This is a genomic window from Mycobacterium sp. NPDC003323, from assembly GCF_053589535.1.
On record NZ_JBSFSB010000005.1, the window covers coordinates 185,312 to 197,930 of the forward strand.

Genomic DNA, 12,619 nt, shown 5'->3' on the forward strand with positions numbered 1-12,619 from the left:
CCATTCACCAACCGTCGAGGTGGTCGCCGAGATCCAGCCCGGACGCCACCTCGACGAGCGCGGCCGCCACGATGGAGGCCGGCACCCGGTCCAGCACCACCAGACCGATGGCCGGCCGGGCACCGTGCTGCACCATCGGCCGCGCGGCGAACCCCTGCGGCAGCCCCAGCGTGGGCAGCCACGCGGTCGAGGCGATCGTCGCACGCCCCGAACCTGTCAGGTGCGCGTACAGCGCATCCACCGAATCCGCCTCCACCGCCGGGCGATACCGCACACCCTCGGCAGCCATGTTGGCATCCAGGATGCGGCGGTTGCGCATCGTCGTGGTGAGCACGCACAACTCCAGCTCGGCGGCGTCCGACCACGCCACCTCGGCCGCAGCCAGCAGCGGATGGTCCTCCCGAGCGAGCAGGACATATTGCTCCCGGTACAACTCGACCGACCGCGTCCCGGGGGGCGCCTCGTCGTCCAGATAAGTCAGACCGGCGTCGATCTCGAAGTCCGCCAGCCTGCGCGCGATCTCCCGCGACGACAACGCCTCGATGCGCACCGAGGCCGCCGGATTCCGGGACAGGAACTCCGCTGAGATGACGGGGCTGACCGGCACCGCGGTCGGGATCGCGCCGATACGCGCGGTGACCGTCAGCCGTCCCCGCATCCGGTCGATATCGGTGAGCATGTCATCGCGTTCGGCGACGATGCGCTGCGCCCAGGCCACCACTCGGCGGCCTTCCTCGGTGAACCCCTCGAACCGGTGTCCGCGCTGCACGATGACAATGCCGAGGTCGCGCTCCAGCCGACGGATGGCCACCGACAGCGTCGGCTGACTCACGTGACAGCGGGCCGCGGCGCGCCCGAAATGTCGTTCGGCGGCCAGCGCGAGCAGGTAGTCGAGGTGCTGCAGCTGGATGTCGTTGGCCATCGATAGATAGCGTCTATCACTGCATGTGAAATGGCAAATATGATCTGGCCCGCGTTATCGGACCCCAGGGCTAGGTTGGAGTCATGACCGACATCGACGCGACCTACCACGAGGACGATGTCGTCGTCACCGGCGCCAAGGACGAGGCCGCCGGCGTCAAGGCCGTGATGGTCAGCATGCAACGCGCCCTCGAGCAGATGGGTCCGCTCCGCACCGCGGCCACGCTGACGCGACTGAATCAACGGCACGGTTTCGACTGCCCGGGCTGCGCCTGGCCAGAGGAGCACGGCGGACGTAAGGTCGCCGAGTTCTGCGAGAACGGCGCCAAGGCGGTCGCCGAGGAGGCCACCAGACGCACGGTGACGCGCGAGTTCTTCGCCCGCCACTCGATCGCCGAACTGTCCGAGAAGCCCGAGTACTGGCTGTCCCAGCAGGGTCGCCTCACCGAACCGATGGTGTTGCACCCCGGCGAGCAGCACTACCGTCCGATCGCCTGGGATGACGCCTACCGGTTGATCGCCGCCGAGATGGGCGCGCTGGCCAGCCCGCACGAGGCGGTGTTCTACACCTCGGGGCGCACCAGCAATGAGGCCGCCTTCCTGTACCAGTTGCTGGTCCGCAGTTTCGGCACCAACAACCTGCCGGACTGCTCGAACATGTGCCACGAATCCTCGGGCACCGCACTCATCGACGCGATCGGCATCGGCAAGGGCTCGGTCACCGTCGAGGACATGACCGTGGCGGACCTGATCGTCATCGCGGGACAGAATCCCGGTACCAACCACCCGCGCATGCTGTCCATCCTGGAGAAGGCAAAGGCCAACGGCGCCAAGATCATCGCGATCAACCCGCTGCCGGAGGCCGGTTTGATCCGGTTCAAGGACCCGCAGAAGGTGCACGGCGTCGTGGGCGACGGGGTGCCCATCGCCGACGAGTTCGTGCAGATCCGTATCGGCGGCGATATGGCGCTGTTCGCCGGTCTGGGCCGGTTGCTGTTCGAGGCCGACGACGCGGCGCCGGGCACCATCGTCGACCGGGAATTCGTCGCCGAGCACACCGCCGGGTTCGACAGCTACGAACGCCGGACCCGGGAGGTCGACCTGGAGACCGTATCGTCGGCAACGGGTATCGACCGCGCCCAGCTCGACAAGGTCGCCGACATGATGGCCGGCGCTCAGCGCATCATCGTGTGCTGGGCGATGGGTCTGACCCAGCACAAGCATGCGGTGCCGTCCATCGCCGAGATCTCCAACCTGCTGCTGCTGCGCGGCATGATCGGTAAGCCCGGCGCCGGTCTGTGCCCGGTCCGCGGGCACTCCAACGTCCAGGGCGATCGCACCATGGGCATCTGGGAGAAGGTGCCCAACGCTTTCCTCGACGCGCTCGACACCAGGTTCGGCATCGTCAGCCCTCGCGAGCATGGTTACGACACCGTGGACGCCATCCGGGCGATGCGCGACGGCAAGGCCAAGGTGTTCATGGCGATGGGCGGAAACTTCGCCTCGGCCACCCCCGACACCGAGGTCACCGAATCTGCGCTGCGCAATTGCGCCCTGACGGTGCAGGTTTCGACCAAGCTCAACCGCAGCCATCTGGTGCACGGCCGCACCGCGCTGATCCTTCCCTCCCTCGGCCGCACCGACCGCGATGTCCAGACCAGTGGCAAACAACTGGTTTCCGTCGAGGATTCGATGTCGATGGTGCACCTTTCCCGCGGCAGCCTGCACCCGCCCAGCGAGCAGGTGCGCAGCGAGGTGAGCATCATCTGCCAACTCGCCCAGGCACTGTTCGGCCCGCACCATCCGGTGCCGTGGAGCAGCTTCAACGCCGATTACGACACCATTCGGGACGCGATCGCCGACGTCGTACCCGGATGTGCCGATTACAACCGCAAGGTCCGCGCCCCCGACGGTTTCCAGCTGCCCCATCCCCCACGCGATTCGCGCGAGTTCCCGACCAGCACCGGCAAGGCCAACTTCGCGACGTATCCCGTGGAGTGGGTGCCGGTACCGCCGGGGCGACTGGTGCTGCAGACCATGCGCAGCCACGACCAGTACAACACCACCATCTACGGCCTCGACGATCGCTATCGCGGTGTGAAGGGCGGACGCCGCGTGGTGTTCGTCAATCCGGCCGATATCGCCGCGTTCGGCCTCGCCGACGGTGACATCGTCGATCTGGTGTCCGAGTTCGACGGTCAGGAACGCCGCGCGGAGGCATTCCGGGTGGTCCCGTATTCCACCCCGGTCGGCAATGCGGCGGCCTACTACCCCGAGACCAACCCGCTCGTGCCGCTCGATCATGTTGCGGCCCGGTCCAATACGCCGGTGTCCAAGGCGGTCGTGGTGAGGCTGGAAAAGCATGGGTAGGGTGACCACCCGGGTCCGGGTGCAGCACGTGACGGCCGACGCCGCCGTCGCCCGACCGGAGACCCTCGCGGTCGAGGAGCCGCTGGAGATACGCGTCAACGGCACGCCGCTGACGGTGACCATGCGGACCCCGGGCTCCGATGTGGAACTGGCGCAAGGCTTTCTGCTCACCGAGAGCCTGATCACCCGACGATCCGACATCGCACGGGTCCAATACTGTAGTGGCGCAGGACCGGACGGACTCAACACCTACAACGTGCTGGACGTGACACTGGCACCGGGCGTCGCGCTGCCGGATGTCGATGTCACCCGCAACTTCTATACGACCTCCTCGTGCGGCGTCTGCGGTAAGGCCTCACTGGAAGCGGTTCGGCTGAGCAGCAAGCACGGCCCCGGCGACGACCCGTCGACGGTGTCCGCCGAGACGCTGGCGAGTCTGCCCGACAAATTGCGTGACCGGCAGAAGGTCTTCGCGGCGACCGGAGGACTGCACGGCGCCGCCCTGTTCGACACCGACGGTGAACCGCTGGTGGTGCGCGAGGACATCGGTCGGCACAACGCGGTCGACAAGGTGATCGGTTGGGCGCTGGAATCCGACCGTGTCCCGCTGACCGGCACCGTGCTGCTCGTCAGTGGCCGCGCCTCCTTCGAGTTGACCCAGAAGGCCGTGATGGCCGGTATCCCGGTGCTGGCGGCGGTATCGGCGCCGTCCTCACTGGCCGTGGACCTGGCCACGCAGTCCGGGCTCACGCTGGTCGCCTTCCTGCGCGGCGACTCGATGAACGTCTACAGTCGGCCCGACCGCCTCGGCTGAGCCTTCTACCTGCGATCTCCACCGAATCTCCAGACAACCTCCAAGTCCGGACACCGAAGGATCACGCAGCATCTTGTCCCATGCCCGAGATCCTCATCGCCTGCTGCCCACCCATCGGACACATCTCGCCGCTGCTGAACGTCGCGCGCGGTCTGGTGGCCCGGGGTGACCGCGTCACCGTGCTCACCAGTTCCCGCCACGCCGACAAGATCCGTGCCGTCGGGGCCGAGGCCCGCCCACTGCCGGCGGCCGCCGACTACGAGGACTCGGCCTTCGACGCCGACCTACCCGGCCGCGCCGAAACGTCGGGCATCGCACGGATCAATTTCGACGTCGAACACGTCTTCGTGCGACCGATGCCCTATCAGTTCAGCGCTCTGCAGGAACTGTTGGCCGACAACGACTATGACGCGATCATCACCGACGCGTTCTTCCTCGGCACGCTGCCCTACCTGCTCGACGACAGCATGCCCCGGCCGCCGATCCTCAGCTACACCACCACCCCGCTCTTCCTGACCAGTCGCGATACCGCACCCGGCGGTCCCGGGATCACCCCGATGCCCGGCGCGATCGGGCGGTTACGCAACCGGGCCCTCACGGTGCTCGCTCACCACGTGCTGCTGCGCCCGGCGCACCGCGCCGCCGATCGGATGCTCACCGCGATGGGTCTTCCGCGCCTGCCGGTGTTCGTGCTGGACTGCGCCGCACTGGCCGACCGTGTCATCGTGCCGACCATCCCCGAATTCGAGTATCACCGCAGCGATCTGCCCGATCATGTGCGTTTCGTCGGCGCAGTCAATCCACTGCCGAGCGGCGGGTTCATGCCGCCGGATTGGTGGCACGTCCTGCAGAGCGGCCGTCCGGTCGTACACGTCACCCAGGGCACCGTCGACAACGCCGACCTGGGCCGACTGATCGAGCCGACCGTCACCGCACTGGCCGACGAGGACGTCACCGTCGTCGTCACCACCGGCGGCCGACCGCTGTCCCAGCTGCGGGTGCCGTTACCCGCCAACACCTTTGCCGCCAAGTATCTTCCGCATGACATCCTGCTGCCCATGGTCGACGTGATGGTCACCAACGGCGGCTACGGCGCGGTGCAGCGGGCACTGTCCGACGGTGTGCCACTGGTGGTGGCCGGCCAGACGGAGGACAAGCCGGAGGTCGCCGCCCGGGTCGAGCACTTCGGTGTCGGGGTGAATCTGCGGACCGGAACGCCGACGCCCGAACAGGTACGCAGCGCGGTCCGCGAGGTTCTCGACGGCGGGCGCTACCGCGAGCGGGCCCGGGCCTTCGAGGCCGCCTTTGCGCAGCGCGACGGCGTGGCCGAGATCGCGCGGCTGCTCGACGAGGTGGTCGCCGAGCACCGGATCAGTGTGCGCGCGTGAAACACGAAAGCCCCCGCCGACCGGCGGGGGCTTTCGCTGTGGTTCGGGCGCCTAGGCGCTCTTGTCGCGACGCTCGGTGCGCGAGGGCTTGCGCGGGACGATGGTCGGCAGCACGTTGTCGAGCACGGTCTCCTTGGTGACGACCACCTTGGCGACGTCGTCGCGGCTGGGGATGTCGTACATCGCCGGCTGCAGGACCTCTTCCATGATGGCGCGCAGGCCACGGGCGCCGGTGCCGCGGTGGATGGCCTGATCGGCGATCGCGTCGAGCGCCTCCGGCGTCATCTCCAGCTCCACACCGTCCATCTCGAACAACCTGGTGTACTGCTTGACCAGAGCGTTCTTCGGCTTCGACAGGATCTGGACCAGCGACTCCTTGTCCAGGTTGGTCACCGAGGCAACGACCGGCAGGCGGCCGATGAACTCGGGGATCAGACCGAACTTGATCAGGTCCTCGGGCATGACCTCGGCGAAGTGGTCCTGGGTGTCGATATCGGCCTTGGAGTGCACCTCGGCGCCGAAGCCAAGACCGCGCTTGCCGACCCGGTCGGAGACGATCTTCTCCAGACCCGCGAACGCACCGGCCACGATGAACAGCACGTTGGTGGTGTCGATCTGGATGAATTCCTGATGCGGGTGCTTGCGGCCGCCCTGCGGGGGAACCGAAGCCTGGGTGCCTTCCAGGATCTTCAGCAGGGCCTGCTGCACACCCTCACCGGAGACGTCGCGGGTGATCGACGGGTTCTCGCTCTTGCGGGCGATCTTGTCGACCTCGTCGATGTAGATGATGCCGGTCTCGGCGCGCTTGACGTCGTAGTCGGCGGCCTGGATGAGCTTGAGCAGGATGTTCTCGACATCCTCACCCACGTAGCCGGCCTCGGTGAGCGCGGTGGCGTCGGCGATGGCGAACGGGACGTTGAGCATCTTGGCCAGCGTCTGCGCCAGGTAGGTCTTGCCGCAACCGGTCGGCCCGAGCATCAGGATGTTGGACTTGGCCAGTTCCACCGGCTCGGCGCGGGAATCGCGCGTCTTCTCCTGGGCCTGGATGCGCTTGTAGTGGTTGTAGACCGCCACGGCGAGTGTCTTCTTGGCGGTGTCCTGACCGATGACGTAGCCCTCCAGGAACTCCCGGATCTCGGCAGGCTTGGGCAACTCATCGAGTTTGACGTCGTCGGCGTCAGCCAACTCCTCTTCGATGATCTCGTTGCACAGATCGATGCACTCGTCGCAGATGTACACACCAGGCCCTGCGATGAGCTTCTTGACTTGCTTCTGGCTCTTTCCACAGAACGAGCACTTCAGCAGGTCTCCGCCGTCTCCGATGCGCGCCATGTGGGAGGGTCCTACTTCCTGTTCGCCGTCACTCAATGTGGGTTGCCCCGGGTGATAACCCGACGCTACCCGTTCGTTCCGTCACGGTGCGACCGAAGGGCCGAATCGCGTCGGTGGTATTTGTTCGCGTGCAGGAGAACATATCCCTCCTGATGGCTCGCCACCCGGCGGCACGCGGACCGTGTCCCTGGCGTGTCGCCGCCGTGATGCGATCGCGGTGTAAACGACCAGGTCGCGACGGGCAGCTCGCCGCCCTCCACGATACCGTCCGCACCAGCCGGCAAACATCGGGTTATCCGGTCAGCGGGGTCCGAGGCCACCGGGACCCACCGGACCGGGACCGACCGGACCGACACCCACCGGGCCGACGACGCCGCCGACCCCGACCGGTCCCACCGGCCCGACCACCGGGTTGACGCCGTAAGGCAGGCACTTCACCACCGCCGGATTCCAGTACGTCCCGGCCGGGCACACCGGCTCTTCGGCCTGGCCGATCGCGGCTGTCGCCAGCTGCACGAGCAGCAGACCTGCTCCCGCGACCAATCCGACCCCGATACGCGTCCCGTTTCGCCTCATCGCCATATCTCCCCTCGATCCGACCCGATCCGGCATCAGCGTTGCATCCCGGACCGACAATCCGCGGCTTTTTTGACGCAAACGTCAAACTACCCATGCGTCCGGCGCAGAAGTGGGTGATACGCCCCATATCCCTGCGGTGCCCGCGAGAGAACGATGAAGCCATGACCAACACAACGAACAAGGCCGCGATCAGCCTCACCACCGGCCTCGAAGATGCCGAGAAAGTGACCGTGGCCTTTCTGGTCGCGGTCGGGGCCGCGGAGTCGGGACGCCCGACGATGATGTTCCTGACCAAGGAGGCCGTCCGACTCATGGTGCCCGGGGTGGCCGTCGCCACCGCCTGCGCCGGCTGCCCACCGCTGGCCGCGCTGATGGAGCGCTACCAGAAGGCCGGCGGCCGCTACCTCGTCTGCCCGATCTGCATCGAGTCCAAGCAACTCGATGCCGGCAATTTCATCGCCGGCGCCGAGCCGGGCGGCACCGTGCAACTGTGGGAGTGGATCGGCGACGGCGCGACGACCTTCAGCTATTGAAAACTTGAGTGCCGTCCTACTCGGTTCCCCTGCCGCCGACGCGACCGACAATTCCGGTCACGAAGCGTCACTCCAGGGGAAGGAACGATCATGTACGAGCCGAAGCGGTCTCTCATCGGCGCCGTCGCGTGCACGTGTCTACTCGCGTCGAGCGTGTCTGTCCCACCGGCGACCGCCGCACCACCCGTGCACGGGACGGCGCCGGCCGTCGCGCTCACCGCAACCTCGGCCCCACTGGACATCACGCTGCCCGAACTGATCGAACACGTCGACACCTTCACGGAGCTGATCACACCGATCTTCGGGTCAGGTGGTGGAACCACTGTGTCCCCTGCTCCGAACGCCGCGGCGCTTCCGATCGAGTTCGCGCACCCGATCTCGTCGCTGATCGTCGCGACCGTGCGGGCCGTGGTCGGGACGGTATATGCCATCGTGCGGCCGGCGCTCGACAACGACGCCCTCAACGCGATCGTCGCTCCGCCGTTCTTCGCGTTCATGCTGTTGAGTTCGTTCATCGGGACCGCGGCGGCTTCGGTGGCGATGCTCATCGAGGACGCGCTGGCCGGGGTCGTCAAGAGCATCGGCGGACTGTTCGGGCCGCCCGCAGCCGCGCTGTCCGGGGCCGTGGCGGTGCCCGCCTCCGGATCATCCGCCCAGGCAGCGAAGTCCGCCGACGTCACCGAACCCGCACCCGTCGACGCCGATCCGGTGATCGAGAACGAACCGCCACAGCGGGAGCCCTTCGGCACGGAGACCGACGACGTCGTCGTCGCCGAGACCACGCTCGCCACGGAGGAGTCCGTCAGCACCGAGGCCCCCGCCGAAGACGGCGCACCGACCGAGGCCGACGCGACCGAGCCCGAGGATGCGCTCGGCGATTCGCTGGCGCCGGAGGCGTCCGAACCGGTCGCGGACGAGGCTGCGGACATCGGCGTCGAGGAGCCGACCACGGACGAACCCGACGACGACGTCGAGAAGGACCCCGGTACCGATCGAGCCCCGACGGACACCGCCGACTCGCCGACAGAGTCGTCCGAGGAAGCCGACTCAGCCGCCGAGGCCTGAAAACACTCGACCCCGGTTCGCGAGGCGAACCGGGGTCGAGTATTCGGTACTGGTGATCAGGCGTTCTGCGCCGACAGCTTCCGGTACTCCAGAACCGTGTCGATGATGCCGTAATCCTTGGCTTCCTCGGCGGTCAGGATCTTGTCGCGGTCGGTGTCCTTGCGGATGACCGCGGGGTCCTTGCCGGTGTGGCGGGCCAGCGTGGTGTCCATCAGGCTGCGCATGCGCTCGATCTCGGCGGCCTGGATCTCCAGATCGGACACCTGCCCCTGGATCGCACCGCCGACGGCGGGCTGATGGATCAGCACACGGGCGTTCGGCAGCGCCAGCCGCTTGCCGGGGGTTCCCGCGGCCAGCAGCACCGCGGCGGCCGAGGCGGCCTGGCCGAGGCAGACGGTCTGGATGTCGGCACGGACGTACTGCATGGTGTCGTAGATCGCCATCAACGAGGTGAACGAGCCACCCGGGGAATTGATGTACATCGTGATGTCTCGATCGGGATCCAGCGACTCCAGCACCAGCAGCTGGGCCATGATGTCGTTGGCCGAGGCGTCGTCCACCTGCACGCCGAGGAAGATGATGCGCTCCTCGAACAGCTTGTTGTACGGGTTGGACTCCTTGACGCCGAAGCTGGAGTGCTCGATGAACGACGGCAGGATGTAGCGCGACTGCATCGGATTCATTTGATACCTGCTCCTGGTCCCTCGCCGTTGACGCTGACACTGGTGATGATGTGGTCGACGAAGCCGTACTCCAGCGCCTCTGCGGAGGTGAACCAGCGGTCACGGTCCGCGTCGGCTTCCACCCGCTCCAGCGTCTGACCGGTGAACTCGGCGTTGAGCCGGTTCATCTCCTTCTTGGTCAAGGCGAACTGCTCGGCCTGGATGGCGATATCGGCGGCGCTGCCACCGATACCCGCCGAAGGCTGGTGCATCATGATGCGCGCGTGCGGCAGGGCGTAACGCTTGCCCTTGGTGCCGGCCGCCAACAGGAACTGGCCCATCGAGGCGGCCAGACCCATCGCGTAGGTGGCCACATCGCAGGGCGCAAGCACCATGGTGTCGTAAATGGCCATACCGGCGGTCACCGAACCACCCGGCGAGTTGATGTACAGGTGGATGTCCTTGGTGGGGTCCTCCGCGGCCAGCAGCAGAATCTGCGCGCACAACCGGTTCGCGATGTCGTCATCGACCTGGGTGCCCAGGAAGATGATGCGCTCGGCGAGCAGACGCTCATATACCGAGTCGATGAGGTTGAGCCCCGACGTGCCACCACGCATGTCAGTCACGGCTGGATACCTGCTTTCTTCGAGTTGTCGTACTCGTTCACCGACATTAACGAACGCGCGGCGAAGAGCACGCCGCAAAAGGCGCGCTTTCGCTCACAGCGTCACTCGTCCGCGTCTTGATCTTTCTTGTCGGACTTCTTCTTGGCCTTCTTCTCGGCCTTTTCCTTCTTCGCCTTCTTCTCCGACTTCTCGTCGGCGGAGTCCTCGGCCTCGGCCTCCGAGGTATCGACGTCCTCGGCGCCGTCGGTGCCGTCGGTGTCATCGATGGCCAGATCCTCGGCCGCCTCGGCCTCGGCGGCCTGTTCGCCGCCGGCCGGTCCGAAGAACTCGGTGGTGTCGACCACGTTGCCCTCGGTATCGGTGACGGTGGCGCCGTGCACCACCGCGGCGATGGTCAGGCCGCGACGGACATCGGCGAACATGGCCGGCAGCTGGTTGTTCTGCTGCAGCACCTGCAGCAGCTGCTGCGGCTCGATGCCGTACTGGCGCGACATCAGCACCAGACGCTCGGTCAGGTCTGCCTGGCCGACCTGGATGTCGAGCTTGTCGGCGACGGCATCCATCAGCAGCTGGGTCTTGACGGCCTTTTCGGCGTTGCTGCGGTTGTCGGCGTCGAATTCCTCGCGGCTGCTGCCCTGCTCGGTGAGGCTCTCGTTGAACTTGTCCTCATCGTGTTCCATGGGGTGGATCGAGTTGTGCAGGGTGTCGTCGACCTGCGCCTGCACGATGGCCTCGGGCAACGGGACCTCGACGTCCTCGAGCAGCGCTTCGAGCGCCTTGTCGCGGATCTGCTCGGCCTGCTGGATGCGCTTGACCCGCTTGACCTGCTCGACCAGGCTCTCCTTGAGCTCGTCGATGGTGTCGAATTCGCTTGCCAGCTGGGCGAATTCGTCGTCGGCCTCGGGCAGCTCGCGCTCCTTGACCGAGTTCACCTTGACGGTGACCTCGGCCTCCTGGCCGGCATGCGGGCCGGCGGCCAGCGTGGTGGTGAAGACCTTGGACTCGCCGGCCTGCAGACCGACGATGGCCTCGTCGAGACCCTCGATGAGCTGACCGGAGCCGATCTCATGCGACAGGCCCTCGGTGGCGGCCTCGGGAACCTCGGTGCCGTCGACGGTGGCCGACAGGTCGATGGAGACGAAGTCACCCTCGGCGGCCGGGCGCTCGACACCGGTCAGGGTGCCGAAGCGGGCGCGCAGATTCTGCAGTTCGGTGTCGACCTCATCGTCGGCGATCTCGATCGGGTCGACGGTGATGTTGAGTGCGCTCAGGTCCGGCAGCTCGATCTCGGGGCGGATGTCCACCTCGGCGGTGAACACCAGCTCCTCGTTGTCCTCGAGCTTGGTGACCTCGATGTCGGGCTGGCCGAGCGGCTGGATCTCCGCGGAGGTGACGGCCTCGCTGTAGCGGCTGGGCAGCGCGTCGTTGACGACCTGCTCGAGCACGGCGCCGCGGCCGATGCGGGCCTCCAGCAGCTTGCGCGGGGCCTTGCCCGGGCGGAAGCCGGGGAGACGGACCTGGCGGGCGAGGTCCTTGAACGCCTTGTCGAAGTCGGGTTCGAGCTCGGTGAAGGGCACCTCCACGTTGATCCGAACCCGGGTCGGGCTCAACTTCTCGACGGTGCTCTTCACTGCGTTACTCCTTGTATGTGTGTTTCCGTGTTGCTCGTACGGTCGGGGTGACAGGATTTGAACCTGCGGCCTTCCGCTCCCAAAGCGGATGCGCTACCAAGCTGCGCTACACCCCGTGCTCACCGTGCCTGCCCGGTCGGCACGCACGCACGCCGACCACGCGAGATACTACGGGCAAGTGTCGTGACGCCATCAATTGGATTTGATCGCGCCTTCGCCGGTACAGTCTCCGATGCACGCATGCGGGCGTAGCTCAATGGTAGAGCCCTAGTCTTCCAAACTAGCTACGCGGGTTCGATTCCCGTCGCCCGCTCCACGCGAGAACGGTCCTACCGGCGGAAATGCTGGTAGGGCCGTTTTTTTGTCCTCAGATCCCGGTGCACAGCGAGACGAACGGGATCGGCGCACACACTCCGATCGAGAAGCCGGGCGTCGGGTCCCCGTTCCACGGCGGTGGGGGCGGTGGTGGGGGCAACGGCGGCGGCGGGAGCGGTGCGGCCACGCAGGTGTCGGTCGGCGGGTCATAGATCGTCCCGGCACCGCATTCGGCGGCACTGGCCGTACCCACCGAGACGAATGTCACGAACGCGAACGGCAACACCGCTGCCATACCGACGGTGACCGATCGACCGATATCGATATTCATGTGCAGGCCCTCCACCGGAGACGCCCCGACCCTGCTGGTGATCCGAATTTAC

The 12,619-nt window shown here is 66.7% G+C and carries 12 protein-coding genes and 2 tRNA genes; 6 read left to right on the forward strand and 8 right to left on the reverse strand.

Annotated features, from left to right (window positions below; translation table 11 throughout):
• Positions 1-4 precede the first annotated feature (4 nt).
• Positions 5-922 carry a LysR family transcriptional regulator gene (locus ACWDUN_RS14955; protein ID WP_449929876.1) on the reverse strand — a complete coding sequence of 306 codons (918 nt, stop codon included), beginning with the start codon at positions 920-922 and terminating at the stop codon, positions 5-7.
• 83 nt (positions 923-1,005) lie between these two features.
• On the opposite strand from ACWDUN_RS14955, the gene ACWDUN_RS14960 reads away from it, so the two are divergent.
• From ACWDUN_RS14960 to ACWDUN_RS14970, 3 genes are all read left to right on the forward strand, one after another.
• Complete coding sequence (locus tag ACWDUN_RS14960) at positions 1,006-3,291, forward strand: FdhF/YdeP family oxidoreductase (protein ID WP_449929878.1); 2,286 nt, start codon at positions 1,006-1,008, stop codon at positions 3,289-3,291.
• Entirely contained in the window at positions 3,284-4,105 is an 822-nt protein-coding gene (gene fdhD / locus ACWDUN_RS14965; protein ID WP_449929880.1) for a formate dehydrogenase accessory sulfurtransferase FdhD, read from the forward strand. The genes ACWDUN_RS14960 and fdhD overlap by 8 nt, the downstream gene beginning before the upstream one ends.
• Positions 4,106-4,185: 80 nt before the next feature.
• Positions 4,186-5,493 (forward strand): glycosyltransferase, encoded by a 1,308-nt coding sequence (locus ACWDUN_RS14970; protein ID WP_449929882.1) that lies wholly within the window; start codon positions 4,186-4,188, stop codon positions 5,491-5,493.
• Between the two features lie 51 nt (positions 5,494-5,544).
• Here the strand turns inward: ACWDUN_RS14970 and clpX are convergent, their stop codons facing one another.
• Positions 5,545-6,825 (reverse strand): ATP-dependent Clp protease ATP-binding subunit ClpX, encoded by a 1,281-nt coding sequence (gene clpX, locus ACWDUN_RS14975; RefSeq protein ID WP_449929884.1) that lies wholly within the window; start codon positions 6,823-6,825, stop codon positions 5,545-5,547.
• A gap of 300 nt (positions 6,826-7,125) precedes the next feature.
• Positions 7,126-7,401: a hypothetical protein gene (locus ACWDUN_RS14980; RefSeq protein ID WP_449929886.1), complete on the reverse strand. Its 276-nt coding sequence runs from the start codon at positions 7,399-7,401 to the stop codon at positions 7,126-7,128.
• A 164-nt stretch (positions 7,402-7,565) separates the two neighbouring features.
• On the opposite strand from ACWDUN_RS14980, the gene ACWDUN_RS14985 reads away from it, so the two are divergent.
• Together ACWDUN_RS14985 and ACWDUN_RS14990 are read left to right on the forward strand one after the other, a co-directional pair.
• Positions 7,566-7,937 (forward strand): DsrE family protein, encoded by a 372-nt coding sequence (locus tag ACWDUN_RS14985; RefSeq protein WP_449929888.1) that lies wholly within the window; start codon positions 7,566-7,568, stop codon positions 7,935-7,937.
• A 153-nt stretch (positions 7,938-8,090) separates the two neighbouring features.
• On the forward strand, positions 8,091-9,002 hold the full coding sequence (locus ACWDUN_RS14990) for a hypothetical protein (protein ID WP_449929890.1): 912 nt from the start codon (positions 8,091-8,093) through the stop codon (positions 9,000-9,002).
• A 56-nt stretch (positions 9,003-9,058) separates the two neighbouring features.
• On the opposite strand, the gene ACWDUN_RS14995 is transcribed toward ACWDUN_RS14990, so the two are convergent.
• The 4 genes from ACWDUN_RS14995 to ACWDUN_RS15010 form a co-directional block, all read right to left on the reverse strand.
• Positions 9,059-9,685, reverse strand: coding sequence for an ATP-dependent Clp protease proteolytic subunit (locus ACWDUN_RS14995; protein ID WP_449929892.1), 627 nt, complete (start codon positions 9,683-9,685; stop codon positions 9,059-9,061).
• A complete protein-coding gene (locus ACWDUN_RS15000) occupies positions 9,682-10,281 on the reverse strand; it encodes an ATP-dependent Clp protease proteolytic subunit (protein ID WP_449930185.1) in 600 nt (199 codons plus the stop codon). Before ACWDUN_RS15000 ends, ACWDUN_RS14995 begins: the two co-directional genes overlap by 4 nt.
• Positions 10,282-10,391: 110 nt before the next feature.
• The gene (gene tig, locus ACWDUN_RS15005; protein WP_449929894.1) at positions 10,392-11,921 is read right to left on the reverse strand and encodes a trigger factor; all 1,530 of its coding nucleotides are present in this window, start codon (positions 11,919-11,921) and stop codon (positions 10,392-10,394) included.
• A 42-nt stretch (positions 11,922-11,963) separates the two neighbouring features.
• Positions 11,964-12,037 (reverse strand) — tRNA-Pro (locus ACWDUN_RS15010).
• Between the two features lie 126 nt (positions 12,038-12,163).
• Between ACWDUN_RS15010 and ACWDUN_RS15015 the strand changes: the two genes are divergently transcribed.
• A tRNA-Gly gene (locus ACWDUN_RS15015) sits at positions 12,164-12,237 on the forward strand.
• A 51-nt stretch (positions 12,238-12,288) separates the two neighbouring features.
• Here ACWDUN_RS15015 and ACWDUN_RS15020 read toward each other — a convergent pair.
• Positions 12,289-12,567: a hypothetical protein gene (locus ACWDUN_RS15020; protein ID WP_449929896.1), complete on the reverse strand. Its 279-nt coding sequence runs from the start codon at positions 12,565-12,567 to the stop codon at positions 12,289-12,291.
• Positions 12,568-12,619 lie beyond the last annotated feature (52 nt).